The sequence below is a fragment of the Saccharothrix algeriensis genome (genome assembly GCF_016907655.1).
Lineage (GTDB): Bacteria > Actinomycetota > Actinomycetes > Mycobacteriales > Pseudonocardiaceae > Actinosynnema > Actinosynnema algeriense.
The window spans coordinates 6,589,792-6,607,700 of the sequence record NZ_JAFBCL010000001.1; the positions used below are offsets into that span (position 1 = coordinate 6,589,792).

General features: G+C 75.7%; 17 protein-coding genes. 10 read left to right on the forward strand and 7 right to left on the reverse strand.

Going from position 1 to position 17,909, the window contains the following annotated elements:
* The first annotated feature begins 18 nt into the window (after positions 1 to 18).
* From JOE68_RS29465 to lexA, 3 genes are all read left to right on the forward strand, one after another.
* Positions 19 to 612: a hypothetical protein gene (locus JOE68_RS29465; RefSeq protein WP_204845632.1), complete on the forward strand. Its 594-nt coding sequence runs from the start codon at positions 19 to 21 to the stop codon at positions 610 to 612.
* Positions 613 to 849: 237 nt separating this feature from the next.
* Positions 850 to 2,046, forward strand: coding sequence for a globin domain-containing protein (locus JOE68_RS29470; RefSeq protein ID WP_204845633.1), 1,197 nt, complete (start codon positions 850 to 852; stop codon positions 2,044 to 2,046).
* A gap of 47 nt (positions 2,047 to 2,093) precedes the next feature.
* Positions 2,094 to 2,753: a transcriptional repressor LexA gene (gene lexA, locus JOE68_RS29475; protein WP_204845634.1), complete on the forward strand. Its 660-nt coding sequence runs from the start codon at positions 2,094 to 2,096 to the stop codon at positions 2,751 to 2,753.
* Positions 2,754 to 2,793: 40 nt separating this feature from the next.
* Here lexA and JOE68_RS29480 read toward each other — a convergent pair whose 3' ends face one another.
* Positions 2,794 to 4,065: an AAA family ATPase gene (locus tag JOE68_RS29480; protein ID WP_204845635.1), complete on the reverse strand. Its 1,272-nt coding sequence runs from the start codon at positions 4,063 to 4,065 to the stop codon at positions 2,794 to 2,796.
* On the reverse strand, positions 4,062 to 6,641 hold the full coding sequence (locus JOE68_RS29485) for a tetratricopeptide repeat protein (RefSeq protein ID WP_204845636.1): 2,580 nt from the start codon (positions 6,639 to 6,641) through the stop codon (positions 4,062 to 4,064). Before JOE68_RS29485 ends, JOE68_RS29480 begins: the two co-directional genes overlap by 4 nt.
* Before the next feature lie 413 nt (positions 6,642 to 7,054).
* On the opposite strand from JOE68_RS29485, the gene JOE68_RS29490 reads away from it, so the two are divergent.
* Positions 7,055 to 8,065, forward strand: a complete 1,011-nt coding sequence (locus JOE68_RS29490) for a TerC family protein (protein ID WP_204845637.1) — start codon at positions 7,055 to 7,057, stop codon at positions 8,063 to 8,065.
* Between the two features lie 67 nt (positions 8,066 to 8,132).
* Here the strand turns inward: JOE68_RS29490 and JOE68_RS29495 are convergent, their stop codons facing one another.
* From JOE68_RS29495 to JOE68_RS29515, 5 genes are all read right to left on the reverse strand, one after another.
* The gene (locus JOE68_RS29495) at positions 8,133 to 9,092 is read right to left on the reverse strand and encodes a glutathione S-transferase family protein (RefSeq protein ID WP_307820052.1); all 960 of its coding nucleotides are present in this window, start codon (positions 9,090 to 9,092) and stop codon (positions 8,133 to 8,135) included.
* Positions 9,093 to 9,302: 210 nt separating this feature from the next.
* On the reverse strand, positions 9,303 to 9,731 hold the full coding sequence (locus JOE68_RS29500) for an SRPBCC family protein (protein ID WP_204845639.1): 429 nt from the start codon (positions 9,729 to 9,731) through the stop codon (positions 9,303 to 9,305).
* Positions 9,728 to 9,952: a hypothetical protein gene (locus JOE68_RS29505; RefSeq protein WP_204845640.1), complete on the reverse strand. Its 225-nt coding sequence runs from the start codon at positions 9,950 to 9,952 to the stop codon at positions 9,728 to 9,730. Before JOE68_RS29505 ends, JOE68_RS29500 begins: the two co-directional genes overlap by 4 nt.
* Before the next feature lie 502 nt (positions 9,953 to 10,454).
* The gene (locus tag JOE68_RS29510) at positions 10,455 to 11,813 is read right to left on the reverse strand and encodes a HAMP domain-containing sensor histidine kinase (RefSeq protein ID WP_204845641.1); all 1,359 of its coding nucleotides are present in this window, start codon (positions 11,811 to 11,813) and stop codon (positions 10,455 to 10,457) included.
* 4 nt (positions 11,814 to 11,817) lie between these two features.
* Entirely contained in the window at positions 11,818 to 12,501 is a 684-nt protein-coding gene (locus JOE68_RS29515) for a response regulator (RefSeq protein WP_204845642.1), read from the reverse strand.
* 218 nt (positions 12,502 to 12,719) lie between these two features.
* On the opposite strand from JOE68_RS29515, the gene JOE68_RS29520 reads away from it, so the two are divergent.
* From JOE68_RS29520 to JOE68_RS29545, 6 genes are all read left to right on the forward strand, one after another.
* Positions 12,720 to 12,908: a hypothetical protein gene (locus tag JOE68_RS29520; RefSeq protein WP_204845643.1), complete on the forward strand. Its 189-nt coding sequence runs from the start codon at positions 12,720 to 12,722 to the stop codon at positions 12,906 to 12,908.
* A gap of 491 nt (positions 12,909 to 13,399) precedes the next feature.
* Positions 13,400 to 15,130 carry an ATP-binding protein gene (locus JOE68_RS31560; RefSeq protein WP_239562395.1) on the forward strand — a complete coding sequence of 577 codons (1,731 nt, stop codon included), beginning with the start codon at positions 13,400 to 13,402 and terminating at the stop codon, positions 15,128 to 15,130.
* 78 nt (positions 15,131 to 15,208) lie between these two features.
* A complete protein-coding gene (locus JOE68_RS29530) occupies positions 15,209 to 15,628 on the forward strand; it encodes a roadblock/LC7 domain-containing protein (RefSeq protein WP_204845644.1) in 420 nt (139 codons plus the stop codon).
* Complete coding sequence (locus JOE68_RS29535; RefSeq protein ID WP_204845645.1) at positions 15,625 to 15,981, forward strand: DUF742 domain-containing protein; 357 nt, start codon at positions 15,625 to 15,627, stop codon at positions 15,979 to 15,981. Before JOE68_RS29530 ends, JOE68_RS29535 begins: the two co-directional genes overlap by 4 nt.
* Positions 15,962 to 16,561: a GTP-binding protein gene (locus tag JOE68_RS29540; RefSeq protein WP_204845646.1), complete on the forward strand. Its 600-nt coding sequence runs from the start codon at positions 15,962 to 15,964 to the stop codon at positions 16,559 to 16,561. Before JOE68_RS29535 ends, JOE68_RS29540 begins: the two co-directional genes overlap by 20 nt.
* Before the next feature lie 89 nt (positions 16,562 to 16,650).
* Positions 16,651 to 17,838 carry a cytochrome P450 gene (locus JOE68_RS29545; protein WP_204846351.1) on the forward strand — a complete coding sequence of 396 codons (1,188 nt, stop codon included), beginning with the start codon at positions 16,651 to 16,653 and terminating at the stop codon, positions 17,836 to 17,838.
* Positions 17,839 to 17,909: the final 71 nt, after the last annotated feature.

A 17,909-nucleotide genomic window follows, 5' to 3' on the forward strand; every position in this document is an offset into this window, starting at 1 on the left:
GGCGCTAGCGTTCCCGCCGTGCTCGCCAGGTTGCGCTCCCTGCCCCGGTGGTTGGTGGCTGTCGTCGTCCTGGTGGTGATCGGCACGGGGCTCTGGCTGCTGCTGCGCACCCCGATCCCCACCCGGGAGGAGGCGGAACAGCGGATCTCCGCCGAGGTCGGCGCGACCGAGCGCGCGGAGGTGACCGCGAGCTGCGCGGAGCCCAGGCCGTCCGGTTACCGCTGCCTGCTGCGCGACGACGCGGGCCGCTACGGCTGGGCCGCCGTCCACTACGCGGAGCGGGAGTCGGCGGGCGACCGGGGAAGCGCCGGCACGCGCACCGAGGTGTCGACCCACTGGGACTTCCCGCTCGACCGCGACGGCCTGCTGGTCGAGCAGTTCGACGCCGAGGACGAGCAGACCCTCCGGACCCGGTTGCACGGCTCGGCGGCGCAGGCCGGCCAAGCGCTCGGCCAGGACCTGCCGGCGCAGGTCGCCTCCCGCCCGACGTGCCCGCCCGTGCCGGTCGGCGGGTCGGTCGAGTGCGCCGGCCAGGGCCTGGTCCGCACCGCCACGCTGCGCCGCCTCACCGACACCCGCTACGAGCTGCGCGCGCACTTCACCCTCCCGTGACGCGGCCGGCCGCGCCGCCCGCGGGCCGGCCGCGTCACCGCCGACCAGGGGAGAAGGTCCCGTCGCGAGCACGACGTTGATCTCTGCACGGGCCCGCGGAACCGGCGCAGAGTGGTCCCCGCGGGGTGGCCCGACCACCGGCAGCCGCGCGCCGACGGCGTCGCGCGAAGCCCGGCCCTCCCCGCCGCCGGACCCGCCGCGCCGGCCGCCCGACCCTTCCACCGCAGGAGCACACCCATGCTGTCCGCTGCCTCAGCCGAGGTGGTGCGCGCGACGCTGCCCGCCGTGCGCGACCACGCCGTCGAGATCACCAGCGCGTTCTACCCGTCCCTGTTCGCCGCCCACCCCGAGCTGCTGGACCTGTTCAACGAGGGCAACCAGGCCGGTGGGCAGCAGCGGGTCGCCCTGGCCTCGGCCGTCGTCGCGTTCGCCGGGCACCTGGTCGACCGCGACGCCGCGGGGCCCGGCGCCGCGCCGTTCGACGCCGTCGCCGAGCGCATCGCCCACAAGCACGTGTCGCTGGGCATCCGGCCCGAGCAGTACCCGGTCGTCGGCCGGCACCTGCTGGGCGCGGTCGCGGCGGTCCTCGGCGACGCGGTGACCCCGCGGGTCGCCGCGGCCTGGGACGAGGTCTACCAGCTGCTCGCCCGCCGGCTGGTCGACGCCGAGGCCCGCCTGTACCGGCGCGGCGGGATCGACCCCGGCGCGCTGTGGCGGCGCTGGCGGGTCGCCAAGCGGCGGGACGAGGCGGTCGACGCCGTGTCGTTCACCCTGGTGCCCGACGACGGCGGCGCGGTGCCGGACTTCACGCCCGGCCAGTACGTCTCCGTCGCGGTGGACCTGCCCGGCGGCCACCGCCAGCCCCGCCAGTACTCGCTGTCCCAGGCCCCGGGGGGCGACGCGCTGCGGATCACCGTGCGGCGCGTGCGCGGGGTCGGCGGCGCGCCGGACGGCGCGGTGTCCGGCCACCTGCACGACCACGTGCACCCCGACCACGTCCTGCTGGTGGGGCCGCCCGCCGGGGAGCACACCCTCGAACCGGGCACGTCGCCGGTGCTGCTGGTCAGCGCGGGCATCGGGATCACCCCCATGGCGTCGATGCTCGACCACCTCGCCCGCACCCAGCCCACCCGCCACGTGGTGCTCGTGCACGGCGAGCGCTCGCCCGACCGGCACCCGCTGCGGGCGGAGGTCGACCGGCTCGCGTCCGCGCTGACCCACGTCGAGCAGCGCACCTGGTACGAGCGCGGTCCGGGCGGCGGCCTGGTCGACGTGGACGCCATCCCGCTGCCCCCCGGCGCGACGGCCCACCTGTGCGGCCCGGTGCCGTTCATGCGGCACGTCCGGGCGGGCCTGCTGCGGCGCGGCGTGCCGGCCGCGCGCATCCGCTACGAGGTGTTCGGGCCCGGGATGCTGGACAACGCGCTCGACTGACCGCCCGGTCCGCGGCCACCGGGGCGCCGACCCCTATCATCCCGCGGGTGACCGCCTACGACGACCTCGACGCGTTCGAGCACCTGGACACCTCGGCGCTGCCGCCGCGCCAGCAGCGGATCCTGGCCGCGATCCGGGACTGGGTGGTCGAGCACGGCTACGCGCCGGGCACGCGGGAGATCGGCGACGCGGTCGGCCTGCGGTCGACGTCCTCGGTGGCCAGGCACCTGGCGAGCCTGGAGGAGAAGGGCTTCCTGCGGCGCGGCGGGTCGCTGTCGCGGCCGATCGACGTGCGGCTGTTCCTGGGCGGGCAACGCGCCGAACCCGCGGGCGACTCGGTCCGCGTGCCGGTGGTCGGCCACATCGCCGCGGGCAGCCCCATCGCGGCCGAGGAGCACGTGGACGACGTGCTGACGCTGCCCCGCGACCTCGTCGGGCGCGGTGAGGTCTTCGGGCTGCGGGTGCGCGGCGACTCGATGGTCGACGCCGCGATCCGCGACGGCGACATCGTCGTGGTGCGGCGGCAGCACGAGGCCCGCTCCGGCCAGGTCGTCGCCGCCGTGATCGACGGCGAGGCCACCGTCAAGGTGTACCGGCGCAGCGACGGCCACGTCCGCCTGGAGCCGCGCAACCCCGACTACGACGTGATCGACGGTGACCGGGCGGTCGTGCTGGGCGTGGTCGTCTCGGTGCTGCGCAGCGTCTGACCGGCCGCCCGGCCGCCGGCGCGGGCGGCCGCGGCGGTGCTCAGAGCGGGTCGAAGATGCGGATGTAGCTGCGCATCCGGGGGTCGGTGAAGCGGTAGACCCCCCTGGCCGTGCGCCGCAGGACGGACCGGCCGTCCGCGGCCGCCAGCCGGCGCAGCGGACCGGCCGGGTCGCGCCCGCCCAGCGCCGCGCGCAGCTGCGTCGTGGTGAACTCGTCGGCGTCCAGCGACGCGGCGGCCACGAGGACGGCGCGGTAGGAGTCGCTCTGGGAGCGGATGCTCTCGGAGTAGCTGGTGCGCAACGTCTCCTCGGCGTCCTCGACCGCCGTCGTCATGGCCAGGGGCAGCACCGACGGGTCGATCCGCGACCGGCCGGCCCGGATGGCGTTCTCCGCGCACTTGAGCGCCAGCAGGTGCGTGAAGTGCGGGTAACCCGCGCTGAGCCGGGCGATCCGGCGGACCACCTCCTCGTCGAACTCCAGCCGCAGCGCGTCGCCGCCGGTGCGCACGATCCGCGACAGGTCCTCCTCGTCCATCGGCTTGAGGTTGGTCTCGCGCAGCGCGCGCTGCGCGGACGGGTGCGCGTCGGTCAGCCCGGCGGCGGTCTCGGCGATCCCGACCAGCATCAGCTTGAACCCGGCGGCCTCGTCGCTGAGGTGCTTGATCAGCTCGGCGATCTTGCGGCGGGTGGTCCCGTCCGCCACGACGTCCAGTTCGTCGATCAGCACGAAACCCCGCAGCCGGGCCAGGCGCCGCGCCGCTTCGGCGGCCCCGACCACCCCGCCCGGCCGGTGGGTCGTCTCGACGCCCCGCTGCTGCTCGCGTCCGAGCGTCAGGCCCGCGTGCGAGAACTCCGCCTTGCCGGTCACCGACCGCTGGGTCGTGTACTCGACCAGCCCCACGTCCACCCCGGCCGCGAGCAGCGGCCCGGCGAAGATCGACTCGAAGGTGTCGGCGTGGTCGCAGCGGTGGCGGAAGAACTGCTGCTCCACCGTGGTCGCCTGGAGGAACGCGTGGGTCACCGCGTTGGCCAGCGAGCTCTTGCCCACCCCGCGCGAGCCGTAGAGCAGGGCGTGCTGGCCGGGCGTGTTGAGCACCGCGATGAGGTTGCCGACCTCCTTCCGGCGACCGGCCAGCGCCTCACCGGGCTTGACGGGCTGGTGCGGCGTGAAGACCTCGCGCACCCCGGACTCCACGATCGCCGCCTCGTGCGCCAGGTCGAAGTGGTCGCCGACCAGCGGGCCGGCCGCGTAGGTGTAGGTCTGGCGCGGCCGGAACCTGCCCAGGGGGCGCCACCCCTGCGCGCCGCTCACCGCCGCCTCCGGTCGAGCAGTTCGCGGTCCAGCGCGAGGTTGTGCAACGAGCCCGCGGTGTCGGGGTGGTCGTCGCCGAGGGTCCGGCGGAACCGCTCGGAGGTGTCCTCGTCCAGCGCCAGCGCCTCCTCCAGCCGGCCCAGCTTCCGGTAGTCGTCGGCGAGGTTGTTGGCCGCCAGGAGGGTCGACGGGTGGTCGTCCCCGAGGACTTCGCGGGACCGGTCGAGCGTGTCCCGACCCAGGGCGACGGCGCCGTCCACGTCGCCCAGCGCGGAGAGGTTCGCCGCGAGGTTCAGGGCGGCGGTCAGCGTGTCGGGGTGGTCGGGGCCCAGGATCCCGCGGTACTTGCGCAGCACGTCCTGGTGCGCCGCCCGCGCCCGCTCCAGTTCGCCCGCCTCGACCAGCATCGCCGCGAAGCTGCCGGTGGCCAGCAGCGTCCGGGGGTGCGCCGGTCCCAGCACCTGCCTGCTCTGCCGCACGACCCGCTCCAGCAGCGACAGCGCGTGGCCGCGGTCCCCGTGCTCGAACAGCGCTTCGGCCAGGTTGGCCTGCGCCGCCAGCGCGTCCCGGTCGTCGGGGCCGAGCACCTCGACGGCCTGGTCGACGACCGACGACAGCAGGGAGAGCGCCTCGGCCGGTCGGCCCCCGTCCCGCAGCAGCGCCGCGAGGCCGGTCGCCGCGGCGAGCCGCGCGGGGTGGGTGGCGGTCGAGTCGCCGTGGACCACTTCGCGCAGCAGCCGCAGCGCCGTGTCCTGGTGGCCCGCGTCCCGGAGCGCGTCGGCGTACCCGGTGGCCGCCTCGGCGGCTTCCGCGCTGTCGACGCCGAAGGAGTCGACCGCCGAGCGGTACCTCCGCTCCAGGACGGCCAGGCGTCCTCGCGCGCGCGAGTCGACGTGGATGCGCAGCAGGGCCGACCGCTGCTCCCGGACCCGCGCCGCCTCCGCCGCCCTCCCGGCGTCGGTCAGGTAGTCCGCCGCGCCGGCCAGCAGCCGACCGGCTTCGTGGGAGACCTCGTGCAGCGGTCGGTGGGGCTCGCAGGCGGCCAGCACGTGCGGCAGCGCCCGTTCCCACGCCGCGCGGGAGGCCCGGTCCGCGGTCGGGTCGTCGGGCAGCGCGGCGAACAGCACCCGCACCGCCGTGCCGGCCCACGTCCCCGGCCGCCGCTCGCGCTGCTGGGCGTAGTCGCGCAGCTCCGCGGCGGAGTGCCGGTGCACGGTCAGCGCGCCGGCGGCCACCTCCACGAACCCCAGCTGCCGCAGCGAACCCACGGCCTCCGCGATCGCCAGCGACGGCGCGGTCCCCCGCACGGGGTCGGGCAGCAGGTCCAGGTGCCCGGTGAACAGCGAGTAGGGCACGGGTCCGGGCGCGAGCCAGGCGGCGAGGGTGAGCACCTGCCAGGCCAGCGGGTCGCGGGTCGCCAGGTCCTCGACCACCACCCGGAGGGCCGCCGCCGTCGACAGCGCGACCTCCCGGCCGGACGACCCGCCCGGCCAGGACCGGCCCACGGCGTCCAGCCGCCGCAGGAAGTCGCGCGCGGTCCCGCCGCTGCGCTCCAGGTGGGCCGCCGCGACGCCCAGGGCCAGCGGGTGGCCGCCCACCCGCCCGGCCAGCCGCCTGGCGTCCTCGTCGTCCACCCGCGAAGCCCGGTCGCGCAGGAAGCGCACCGACTCGACCGGGTCGAACGGCGGCACGAAGACCAGGTCGCCCGGCAGGTCGTGCCGCCGGCTGGTGATCAGCACCCGGCCGGGGAGGCCGAGCAGGGGGGTGACCGACGCCGGGTCGACCACGTCGTCCAGCACCACCAACCAGTCGCCGCGGAGGTCGGTCAGCGCGGCGCGCAGCGCCTCGACCGGGTCACCCCGGCCCGGGTCGGCCCCCAGGGCGGTGGCGAGGTCCGCCAGCGCGTCCGGGACCGCCTCCGGGGTCGAGCACGACACCCACCAGGCCAGCTCCAGCCGGTCGCGCACCCGGTGGGCGTGCTCGACGGCGATGGCGGACTTCCCGATGCCGGCGGGCCCGCTCAGCAGCGAGGTCCGGCCGTGCTCCAGCTCCTGCAGGACGTCCTCGCGGCCGGTGAACCGCGGGTTGCGCGCCGGGATCGACGACAGCCGGCGGGCGGCGCCGGGCGATCCGGCCCGCAGCGCCGACAGCGCTTCGCGCACCGCCGTGTGAAGCTGCTCCGGCGAGGAGACCGTGGCGGTGACGGCCGAGGCGGCGCGCAACTGGCGGCGGAAGCCCTCCTGCCGTGCGCCGTGCTCGGGGTCGGCGAAGATCCGGGCCGGGCCGACGGTGTCCTCGCCGAGCAGGAACACCAGGCGCGGCAGGCCCAGCACCCCGGCCCGCTCGAAGTCCGCCTCGGTGGTCGACAGCCCGGAGCGCCCGTCCGGTGGGCCGTGGCGGAAGCCCACGACCGCGACCAGCGCGTCGGCCGCGTGCAGCTCCTCGGGCCGGCCGGACACGACCGGCGCCGGCCCGCAGGCCCGCCGGACCTCGTCGGCGAACGAGCGGTCCTCGGGGTACTCATCCAGTTCGGGCGTGTGGCTCAGGTACACCCTGAACGGCCTCGGCGGGACCATGGTCGACATCATCCCAGGCGGGCGGCGGCCCGCGGGGCCGCACCGCCGGGCGCGTCGGACGCCGCGCCCGGCCCGTCGCGGGTCCGCCCGTGCCGGTGGACCCGCCCGCCGCCGCGCCCGGACCGGTCAAGCGGTGCGAGTTCACCCCCACCCCGGACAACCCGGCCGCCGAGCCCGTCCGCCCGCCCCGTCCGCCCGCCCCGGCCGACGGCCCCCACCCGGGGCACCGCGACCGCGGATCCTGCGGGGCCGACCCTGCCGTTCCGACCGGATCCCCGCGGGCCGGCGCTCCGCCGCCCGCGTCGGTTCTGTCCGGTATGCCGTTATGCGTCAAGCCTGCGCATGGGTTACCGTGCGGGCCACGGCCTGCGGCACCCCCGACCCCCGCAAGCCTGCGGGAAGCGAGGTCACCGGTGCTGGAGATCGACACCCTCACCTGGGCGGTCACCGTCGGCCTGATCCTGTTGCTGCTCGCGATCGACCTGGTGGTCGCCGCGCTGCGCCCGCACCGGGTCGGGTTCGGCGAGGCCACCGCGTGGTCGGTGTTCTACATCCTGGTCGCGGTCGGCTTCGGGGTGTGGCTCACGCTCGCCCACGGCGGCGGGTTCGGCACCGAGTACTTCGCCGGCTACATCGTCGAGAAGAGCCTCTCGGTCGACAACCTGTTCGTGTTCGTGATCATCATGACCACGTTCGCGGTGCCCGAGGAGCACCAGCACAAGGTGCTGACCTTCGGCATCGTGCTCGCCCTGCTCATGCGGGCGGTGTTCATCGCGCTCGGCGCGACGCTGCTGTCGCTGTTCTCCTTCATGTTCCTGGTCTTCGGCCTGCTGCTGATCTACACGGCCGTCCAGCTCTTCCGGCACCGCAACGAGGACCCGGACGTGGAGAACAACGCGGTGGTGCGCACCGCGCGCCGCCTGCTGCCGCTGTCCACCGAGTACGACGGCGGCCGGCTCACGACCAGGGTGGACGGCCGGCGCCTGGCCACCCCGCTGGTCGTGGTGCTCGTCGCGATCGGCGGCATCGACCTGCTGTTCGCGCTGGACTCCATCCCCGCGGTCTTCGGCGTGACCGAGGAGCCGTTCATCGTGTTCACCGCCAACGCGTTCGCGCTGCTCGGCCTGCGCGCGCTGTTCTTCCTGGTGAAGGGCCTGCTCGACCGGCTGGTGTACCTGTCGACCGGTCTCGCGGTGATCCTGGCGTTCATCGGGGTGAAGCTGATCCTGCACTGGGCGCACGTCGACCTCTCGCCGAGCGTGCCCGAGATCGCCACCCCGGTCAGCCTGGGCGTGATCATCGGCATCCTGGCCCTGGTGACGGTGGCCAGCCTGGTCAAGACCCGCCGCGACCCGACCGCCAAGGCCCACCCCGGCTCGCTGCGCGCGGGTCGGTCGGTCCAGGACGCCGAGGACGACCGCTAGCCGGTCCGTCCACACCGGACGGACGGCCGGGCGGCCCGCCGGCCGGCGCCCCCTCGACCGCGGCCCGTCAGCGCAGCGGGGTGTGCGCCGGGTCCACCCGCTCGCGCGGGTCGACCGGCGCGGGCGGGGCGCCCTCGCCGAACGGCCGGCCGCCGAGCGCCTCCCGCCCGTGCGGGGTGACCCACCCGGACAGGTCCGGTCCGACGGGGACGATGCCGTTGGGGTTGATGTCGCCGTGCACGACGTAGTAGTGCCGCTTGATCTGGTCGAAGTCCACGGTGTCGCCGAAGCCGGGCGTCTGGAACAGGTCCCGGGCGTAGCCCCACAGGTTGGGCAGCTCGGCCAGCTTCTGGCGGTTGCACTTGAAGTGCCCGTGGTAGACCGGGTCGAAGCGGACGAGGGTGGTGAACAGCCGCACGTCGGCCTCGGTGATCGTGTCGCCGACCAGGTACCGCCGGTCGGCCAGCCGTTCCTCCAGCCAGTCCAGGGCGGTCCACAGCCGCTCGTAGGCGGAGTCGTAGGCTTCCTGGCTGCCCGCGAAACCGCACCGGTACACGCCGTTGTTGACCTCGGTGAAGACCCGCCGGTTGACGGCGTCGATCTCCTCGCGGTGCTCGGCGGGCAGCAGGTCGGGCGCGCCCTCGCGGTGGTGCGCGCGCCACTGCGTGGACAGGTCGAGCGTGATCCGCGGGAAGTCGTTGGTCACCACCGCGCCGGTCGTCGTGTCCACGATGGCCGGCACCGTGATCCCGCGCGGGTAGCCCGGCTCGCGCCGGAAGTAGGCTTCCTGGAGGCGTTCGATGCCCAGCACCGGGTCGCGCCCGCCGGGGTCGAGGTCGAAGGTCCACGAGCGGGCGTCGTGCGTGGGCCCGACCAGGCCCATCGGGAGCGCGTCCTCCAGGCCGAGCAGGCGGCGGACGATGATGGCGCGGTTGGCCCACGGGCACGCGCGGGCCGCGATCAACCGGTAGCGCCCGGGTTCGACGGGGAACCCGTCACGGCCGTCGGCGGTGATCCGGGTGGTGATGTAGTTGGTGTCGCGGGTGTACTCCTTGCCCTTGACCGAGTACGTGCCGCCCCGGCCGTGCTCCGGGTTGCCGCCGGTCTCCGCGTCCTGCGCAGTCTCGCTCACGAGTGGCGAGCCTACGCCGTCCCGCTGGGCGGCGGCCCGGCCCGCACGCGGCGTGAGACCGGGAACACCGCGGGTGACAAGGGGTTCCGGTGAGCCGGTGCGTCGTCAGTGGACGGTCGCGGGCCACGCGACGTCGCGCGGCTCGGCGCCGGCCAGGGCGGCCAGCGCGGTCAGCGCCCGGTCGGCCCACTCGTCGAGCCGGTGGCGCGGCAGGCCCTCGGGGCCGGTGAGGCGCAGGTCCACCGCGCTGCGGTGCGGCGCGATGCGCAGGACCCGCAGCCTGCCCGCGTAGGTCGGCGTCGCCTCGCTGGCCCACGTCACGCGCAGGTGCTCCCAGTCGATCGCGATCCGCCGCTCCACCACCTCGTCGCGGTGGGTCCACAGCCGCAGCAGGTCGGGCCCGTACCGCTCGACCTCCACGCCGGGCGGCAGCCAGGAGGACAGGTTGTCCAGGTCCGTGACGATGTCGAACACGACCTCCGCGCCCGCGGGCATGGCGCGGGCGCAGGTCGACGTGCCGTGCGCCGCGGTCATGCGGTCCGCGTCGGCACGCACAGGCCGCCCAGCCGGTGGTGGGCCAGGCGGTGCAGCATCTCGCCCAGCGCCTCGGGCACGACCTGGCCGTCCAGGTCGCGCCGCGCCGCGAACACCGTGTCGGCCACGACCTTGCGCGACAGCGTTCCGCTGAACTCGGCGGCGAGCCGGACGACGACCTGCCTGCACAGCAGGTCGCCCGGGTAGTCGTCAGGGTGCACGTCTGCTCCTTTCCGGAGTGCGGGGGATCGGCTCCATCCTCCGGGAAGTGCCTGGTGGTGGACCTGACGAGTAGCTGACGATCGGCCCTTCAGGGCCGCGGCCCGGCCGGCGCGCCGCCGGCGGCGGGGGCCGGTGCGGGCGCCGACGCGGCGGCGGGGGCCGCTGCGGGGACCGGTGCAGGGGCCGCTGCGGGTGCCGCTGCGGGCGTCGCCGCGGGTGCCGCTGCGGGCGTCGCCGCGGGAGCCGTGCCGGTTGCCTGCCCGGGTGTCGGCCCGGGTGTCGGCTCGGGGGTGGGGGTCGGTGTCGTCGGCGTGGCGGTGGGCGTCGACGGGGTGGGGGAGGGCGACGAGCGCGGGTCGGGCCGCTGGGTGAGCGTCGGGGTGGACGCCGGGCCCGCCGTGGAGGTCACCAGCGGCTGCGGCTCGTCCTGGGCCGTGACCCCGCAGCCGGCCAGGCCGAGGCCGGCCGCCAGCGCCACCCCGGCGAGCGCGACCGCCGCCCTCATCGGGGGGTCTCCGGGAGTTCGACGACGAACCGCGCGCCGCCGCCGGGCCGCTCCTGCACCCACACGGCCCCGCCGTGCCGCTGCACGTGCTGCGCGACCAGCGCCAGCCCCAGGCCGCTGCCGGTGTCCCCGCCCCGGCTGCCCGCCCGCGCGCCGCGGTGGAACCGGTCGAAGATCCGGTCCCGCAGCTCGGGGGGCACGCCCGGACCGGCGTCGTCCACCTCCAGCCGGACCACGTCGCCCACGGCGGTCACCGCGACCCGCACCGCGCCGCCGGCGTGGCGCTCGGCGTTGTCCAGCAGGTTGGCCACGACCCGGTCCAGCCGCCGCCGGTCGCCCAGCACGTGCGCGGCCGGGTCGGCCTCCACCGCGACGGGCCTGCCCGGCCGCGCGGCGACGACGTTGGCGACCAGCACGGACATGTCGATGGGCTCCAGCGTCGGGTCGTCCGCCTCCTGGTCGGTGCGGCTGATCTCCAGCAGGTCGACCACCATGCGGGCGAACCGGTCCACCTCGGAGGTCAGCAGCTCCAGCGCCTTGCCCGCCGTGCCCGGCACCTCGGCGCGCCGCCGGTGCAGCACCGCCGCGGCGTTGACCATGGTGGTCAGCGGCGAGCGCAGCTCGTGGCTGACGTCGCCGGCGAACCGCGCGTCCTTGACCACCCGCTGCTCCAGGGCGTCCGCGGTGGCGTTGAACGTCGTCGCCAGCGGGGTCAGGTCGGGGTCGGTCTGGGTGGGCAGCCGGGCGCGCAGGTCGCCGCCGGCGATCCGGGACGCGGCGCTGGTCAGCTCGGTCAGCGGGCGCAGCGCGCGCCGGCCCGCCCACGACCCCAGCGCCACGCCCAGCAGGCCGCTGACCACCGTGCCGGCCATCAGCACCCCGCTGAGGAACCGGAACGCGCGGTCGAGCTGCATCAGCGGCGCGAGTTCGACGTAGACGCCGTCGGCGGAGGTGATCGGCAGCGTCACCGCCAGCACCGGGATGCCGTCGACGATGATCCGCTGCGCCGCGGGCACGCCGTCGCGGCCCAGGTCCAGCAGCGGTCCGGGCAGCACGGCGGTGTCCACCTGCCGCCCGCTGGTGAGCACCTGGCCGGGCCGGAACAGCAGCACGGTCGTGTCCGGGCCGGTGGTCAGGCCGGTCAGCAGCTCGTTGAGCCCGTCCGAGCCGCTGCGCAGCGACTCGTCCACCAGCCGCGCGTTCACCTCGGCCTGGCGCACGCCGCTCTGCTCGCGCTGGCGCAGCATGTAGCCGGAGGTGAGGTTCCAGATCGTGATGGCCAGCGCGCTGGTGACCAGCAGCGACCCCAGCCCCAGGGTCAGCGCCACCCGCCAGCGCAGCGTCAGCCGCGGCACGGCGTCACCGGTCCGGGTCGATCCGGTAGCCCGCGCCCCGCACCGTCAGCACCAGCGTGGGGTCGTCCGGGTCCGGCTCGACCTTGCGCCGCAGCCGCCGGATGTGCACGTCGAGCAGCCGCGTGTCGCCGAAGTAGTCGTAGCCCCAGACCCGCTGCAGCAGCTGCTCGCGGGTGACGATCCGGCCGCCCGCGCCGGCCAGCTCGACCAGCAGCCGGAACTCGGTGCGGGTCAGGTGCACCTCGGCGCCGTCGCGGTGGACGGTGCCGGCGTCCGGGCGCACCTCCAGGCCGCCGAACCGCAGCACCTCGTCCTGGCGACCGCCGCCGCGCCGCCGCAGCAGGGCCCGGATGCGGGCCGCCAGCTCGCCGGCCACCAGCGGTTTGGTCACGTAGTCGTCGGCGCCGGCCTCCAGGCCCGCGATGACGTCGGCGGTGTCGGTGCGGGCGGTGACGATGATGATCGGCAGGTCGCCCCGGTCGCGCAGCGTGCGGCAGACCGCCAGCCCGTCGACGCCGGGGAGCATGAGGTCCAGCAGCACCACGTCGAAGGTCTCGTGGTCGAGCAGCCGCAGCGCCTCCTCGCCGGAGACGGCGTCGGACACGGCGAAACCCTCGTCGCCCAACGCCAGGCCGAGCGCCTGCCTGATGTGCGCGTCGTCCTCGACGAGCAGTACGGAGTAGTCCATGTCCCGTCGATCCTCGCGTCCGGCCGGGGCGTTCCTCCACCACCCTGCCGGGTCGTGCGCCGATCGCAAGCTGATCGCAAGGTTCGCCGGCGCGGTTGCGGGCCAGGCTGGACGTCGAGCGCCACGAGGATTCCCGGGTGCAAGACCAGGCGTCGGCCGCAAGGGCGCGGCCGGCGCCTGCCCCACCCGCGCCCGTCGAGAAAGCCGATGCACCCGCCGTGACCGCGATTCCCGGGCACCCGGACCCGACGACCCTGCTCCTGATCTGCGACGGCTGCGGCCGGGCCTTCGACTGCGCCGACCCGCCGCGGCGGTGGCGCGCGCTGTGGGAGCGGGCGTCCGCCTCGGGCTGGCGCGGCCTGGACCGCCAGGTGGGGCCGCACAGCTGCGCGCGCTGCGGCGACTGAGGCCGACCGGTGCGGATCGGGGCCGACCGGGATCACCGGCGGGCCGGCCGCGCTGTTCCGAACAGGTGAGGGCAATACCGGATCGCGTTCGCTGACCGGGTTCACGTGATCGGTGTCCGGTGGGCGAAGACGGAAATAGGCCGTCGTGTGCCACGAAAGAATGAATGGTTATACCGAGAGCACGTCCACGGGGTTCGCCGGGTTTTCCATTCGACCTCGCCTAAAGCCCTGAGCTGCGATTTCTTCGGAGTGCTGCGCTGTTCGGTGTACGCACGGGTGAACGTTCCCGACGAGTCTTGACAGCCCGAACGGTGGTCGGCAGGCTAATCCCGCCGTGCGGCCACCGGAGCGGATGTCCCGCCGACCAGCGTCCGGTCAGGCCCCCGGACGGCCGGCAGCACGGGCTTGTTCCCCGTCATCGGGAATGGTGCGCAACACCGGCCGGGAAAGCGCGCACGCACGTTCCCCGATCGCCCGCGAGGACCTGATTGATGTCAGCACAGACCCCGTCCAGTGTTCCGGCGGCGGGCCCCTCGGCGTGGCCCGCCGCGGTCGCCGCGGTGAGCGCGCTGGTCGTCGTGGGCGGCCCGGCCGCCTGGGCGGTGCGCTCCGCGCCGCCGGGCGCGCCGACCGCCGTCGCCTGGTGGGCCGCGGCCGTCGCGGTCGCGCTGGTGGCCGCCGCGACCGCCGCCGCGTGGCAGCGCGACGCCGCCCGGCGCTGCCGGGAGCGGGCCGACGCGCTGGCCGGCGAGTCCGCCGACCTGGCCCACCGCCTCGTGCCCGCCCTCGTGGAGCGGCTGCGCGCGGGCTCGTCGTCGGAGACGGCGCTCGCCGAGGTCGACCGGCCCGCCAACCCCGACCACGACCACGTCCTGCGCACCCTCGCCGAGGAGGTCGGCCGCGGCGAGCGCGCCCGGGCCGCCGCGATGGCCGCCTGCGGCAACGCCGCGGGCCGGATGCAGGCGCTGGCCACCACCATGCTGGCCGACCTGCGCGAGATGGAGGAGCGGCACGGCGAGGAGGTGCTCGGCGACCTGCTCGAACTCGACCACAGCACCGCGCAGGCCGGCCGGCTGGCCGACAGCATCGCCGTGCTCACCGGCTCGCGCTCGGGCCGCCGCTGGACCAAGCCGATCGTCATGGAGTCGATCCTGCGGGGCGCGGTCGGCCGGGTCAGCGCCTACCAGCGGGTGCGCACGCACTCCGCCAGCTCCGCCGCGATCGTCGGCTACGCGGCGGAGGGCGTGATGCACGCCCTCGCCGAGCTGATCGACAACGCGTGCGGCTTCTCCCCGCCCTCCGAGCAGGTGCACGTCTACGTGGAGGAGGTGCAGGCGGGCGTCGTCGTCACGATCGAGGACGGCGGCCTGGTCATGGGCGACCTGGCGCTGCGCCGCGCCGAGCGGACCGTCGCCGGCGGCGCGCTGGACCTCACCGAGCTGTCGGGCACCCGGCTGGGGCTGGCGGTCGTCGGCAGGCTGGCGCGCAAGCACGGGCTGACCGTGTCGTTCCGCCCGTCGTCGCGGGGCGGCACGGGCGTGGTGGTGATGATCCCGCGCGCGCTGGTCACCGAACCCCGGCCCAGCGGCGGGCGGCGGCGCTCGGCGGACCCGTCCGGCACGCCGACCGCCCTCCCGGTGGTCGGGGCGCCGGAGGCGCCCGCGCCCGCCGTCCCCGAGCAGGGGGTGCCCGCCGCCCGGCAGCCCGCCGAACCGACCACGTGGCACGTCGCCGAGCCCCCCGCGGAGCAGGGCGCCGAGCCGGCCGCGTGGCAGCCCGCGGAGCCCGCCACGTGGCAGGTCGAGCCGTGGCAGGTGGAACCGGGGCAGGTCGAACCGGCCGCGGACACCGGCACGTGGCGGCCCGCCGAACCCGGCGCGCGGCAGGCCGCCGACGCCGCCGGGCAGGCCGCGTGGCAGCCCGCCGACCAGCCGGACGAGGTCGTCCTGCCGCGCCGCCGGCGGGGCAGCACGCTGGGCTCCGCGTCCTCGCCCGCGCCGCGCCGCCCGGCCGAGGGCGCCGGGCCGCACCCGGACGCGGCCGTCCGGTTCAGCGCGTTCCGCAACGCCGGCCGCCCCCACCGCGACGCCCGCCCCGAGGGCCACCCGCCGGAGAACCACGGCCCGCCCGACCACGGCGACGCGACCCGCGACGAGCGGTCGGCGGGGGAGCGGTCCGAGGCCGGGCCCGAACCCGACGAGGCCCCCCGCTGGCCGTCCTGAGGTGTCCCACCAGGCCCGCCGAACACCCGAGAAGATTGGAGGCAGGGGCACGGCGCTACCGCGGCCCCGAACGCCCGGATGAACACCACCGACCGCGACCTCGACTGGTTGCTGGAGAACCTCCTCGACCGGACGCCCGGCTCCCGGCACGCCCTGGTGCTGTCCAAGGACGGGCTCAAGCTCTGCCGCACCGGCGGCCTCTCGGTGGACCAAGCCGACCAGCTCGCCGCCATCGCGTGCGGGATGCAGAGCCTCGCCTACGGCGCGTCGGTCGAGTTCGGCGACGGCACCGGCGGCGTGCGCCAGTCGATGACCGAGTTCCACGGCGGCCTGCTGTTCATCGTCGAGGCGGGCCAGGGCGCGCACCTGGCCGTGGTCGCGGCGGACGACGCCGACGCCGGCATCATCGGCCACAACATGGTCGAGCTGGTGGAGCAGCTCGGCGACTACCTCTCGGCGCCGCCGCGCCGCCACCCGCACGGCCGGCTGCCGGCATGAGCCCGCGGCTGCACGACGAGGACCCGGACCGCCTCTACACCATCACCGGCGGGCGCAGCCGGGTCCACGGCCCCTCGATCGACCTGGTGACGCTGATCGTCAGCGAGAGCGAGCCGTCGCCGGGGATGCAGTCCGAGCACGTCCGCATCCTGCGGACCTGCCGCCGCCCCACCGCCGTGGTGGAGCTGTCGGCCGAGCTGGGGCTCCCGGTCGGCGTCGTGCGCATCCTGCTGTGCGACCTGCTCGACGCCGGCGTGGTCACCGCGCGCCACCCCCGCCCCCGTCCCGCACCGGACGCGCTGCCGTCCCCGGACCTGCTGAAGCGGATTCTCCTTGGACTCCAGAAGCTCTGACCCCGCTCCGCTGCGCGCGACCGCCCGCCACGGCCTGAAGGTGGTCGTGGTCGGCGGCTTCGGCGTGGGCAAGACGACGATGGTGCGCTCGGTCAGCGAGATCAGGCCGCTGTCCACCGAGGAGACCATGACCGGGGCCGGCGCCGGCGTGGACGACACCAGCGCCGTGCGGGCCAAGACCACCACGACCGTCGCGTTCGACTTCGGCCGGATCACGCTGGACGACGAGCTGGTCCTCTACCTGTTCGGCGCGCCCGGCCAGGAGCGGTTCTGGTTCCTGTGGGACCGGCTGTTCAGCGGCACGCTGGGCGCGGTGGTCCTGGTCGACACCCGGCGCGTGCGCGACTCGTGGTACGCCATCGACCGCCTGGAGCACCACGGCACGCCGTTCATCGTGGCGCGCAACAACTTCGGCCACCCACGACACTCGCTCGACCAGCTCCGCGACGCGCTGGACCTGCCGCACCACGTGCCGCTGGTCGACTGCGACGCGCGCCGGCGCGACTCCGGCAAGGCGGTGCTGGTCGCGCTGGTCAACCACCTCTTCGCCTTGTCCTCCGCCAGGGAGCCCACGCCGTGAACCAGCAGACCGACCGCACCGCGCCGACCACGCCCCACGGCACGCCCGCGCCGCCGGGGTGCCCGGCCCACGCCAAGCCCGTGGTGGCGCTGCACGGGCCGCTGTTCCGGCAGCGGCCCGCCGAGCTGTACCGGCGGCTGCGCGGCGAGCACGGCCCGGTCGCGCCGGTGGAGCTGGAGGGCGGCATCCCCGCCTGGTACGTCATCGGCTACCGGGAGGTGCACCACGTCCTGACCAACGACCAGGTGTTCGCGCGGGACTCGCGCCGCTGGAACCAGTGGGACCGGATCCCGCCGGACTGGCCGCTCATGCCCTACGTGGGCTACCAGCCGTCGGTGATGTTCGCCGAGGGCGACGAGCACCGCCGCCGCTCGGGCGCGATCAGCGACGCGCTGGGCGCGGTCGACCAGTTCGAGCTGCGGCAGCGCTGCGAGGCGGTCGCGGACTCCCTGGTCGACGCGTTCGTGGTCACCGGCCAGGCCGACCTGATGAGGCAGTTCGCGCACCCGATGCCGTCGCTGGTGGCGGCGAAGCTGTTCGGCCTGCCCGACCGGGAGGCGCCCGCGCTGGCGCGCGACCTGTCGCTGTCCCTGGACGGCGGCGACGAGGCCATCCCCGCGTTCGGCCGGGTCTCGGTGGCGATGCGGCGGCTGGTGCACCGCAAGTCCTCCGCGCCGGGCCCGGACGTGCCGTCGCGGATGCTGGCGCACCCGGCGGGCCTGACCGAGGAGGAGCTGACGCGCGACCTGCTGGTGGTGCTGGCCGCCGCGCAGCAGCCGACCGCGAACTGGATCGGCAACACGCTGCGGCTGATGCTGACCGACGACCGGTTCGCCGTCACGCTGTCCGGCGGGCGGCGCAGCGCCGGCCAGGCGCTCAACGAGGTGCTGTGGGAGGACACGCCGACGCAGAACTTCGTCGGCCGGTGGGCCACCCAGGCGACGCAGCTGGGCGGCCACCGGATCATGCCGGGCGACCTGGTGATCATGGGGCTCGCCGCGGCCAACACCGACCCGCAGGTGCGGCCGGACCCGGTCTCGGGCGCGGTCGGCAACCACGCGCAGATGTCGTTCAGCCACGGCGAGCACCGCTGCCCGTTCCCCGCGCCCGAGATCGCCGAGGTGATCGCGAAGGCGGCGGTGGAGGTGCTGCTGGACCGGCTGCCCGACGTGGTGCTGGCGGTCGGCCCGGACGAGCTGGTGTGGCGGGAGTCGGTGTGGATGCGCGGCCTGGAGGCGCTGCCGGTGGAGTTCACCCCGGCCTGCGTCAACCGCTGAGCCGCGCCCGGTCCGCCGGGCCGCACCGCGCCGCGTCCGATTCGCAGGGCCGCACCACGCTGCGTTCGCCG

Excerpts from the sequence above, each read along its gene's own strand:
- JOE68_RS29470 (WP_204845633.1), top strand. The coding sequence starts at position 850 with ATGCTGTCCGCTGCCTCAGCCGAGGTGGTGCGCGCGACGCTGCCCGCC.
- JOE68_RS29485 (WP_204845636.1), bottom strand. The coding sequence starts at position 6,641 with ATGGTCCCGCCGAGGCCGTTCAGGGTGTACCTGAGCCACACGCCCGAA.
- JOE68_RS29500 (WP_204845639.1), bottom strand. The coding sequence starts at position 9,731 with ATGACCGCGGCGCACGGCACGTCGACCTGCGCCCGCGCCATGCCCGCG.
- JOE68_RS29515 (WP_204845642.1), bottom strand. The coding sequence starts at position 12,501 with ATGGACTACTCCGTACTGCTCGTCGAGGACGACGCGCACATCAGGCAG.
- JOE68_RS31560 (WP_239562395.1), top strand. The coding sequence starts at position 13,400 with ATGTCAGCACAGACCCCGTCCAGTGTTCCGGCGGCGGGCCCCTCGGCG.
- JOE68_RS29530 (WP_204845644.1), top strand. The coding sequence starts at position 15,209 with ATGAACACCACCGACCGCGACCTCGACTGGTTGCTGGAGAACCTCCTC.
- JOE68_RS29535 (WP_204845645.1), top strand. The coding sequence starts at position 15,625 with ATGAGCCCGCGGCTGCACGACGAGGACCCGGACCGCCTCTACACCATC.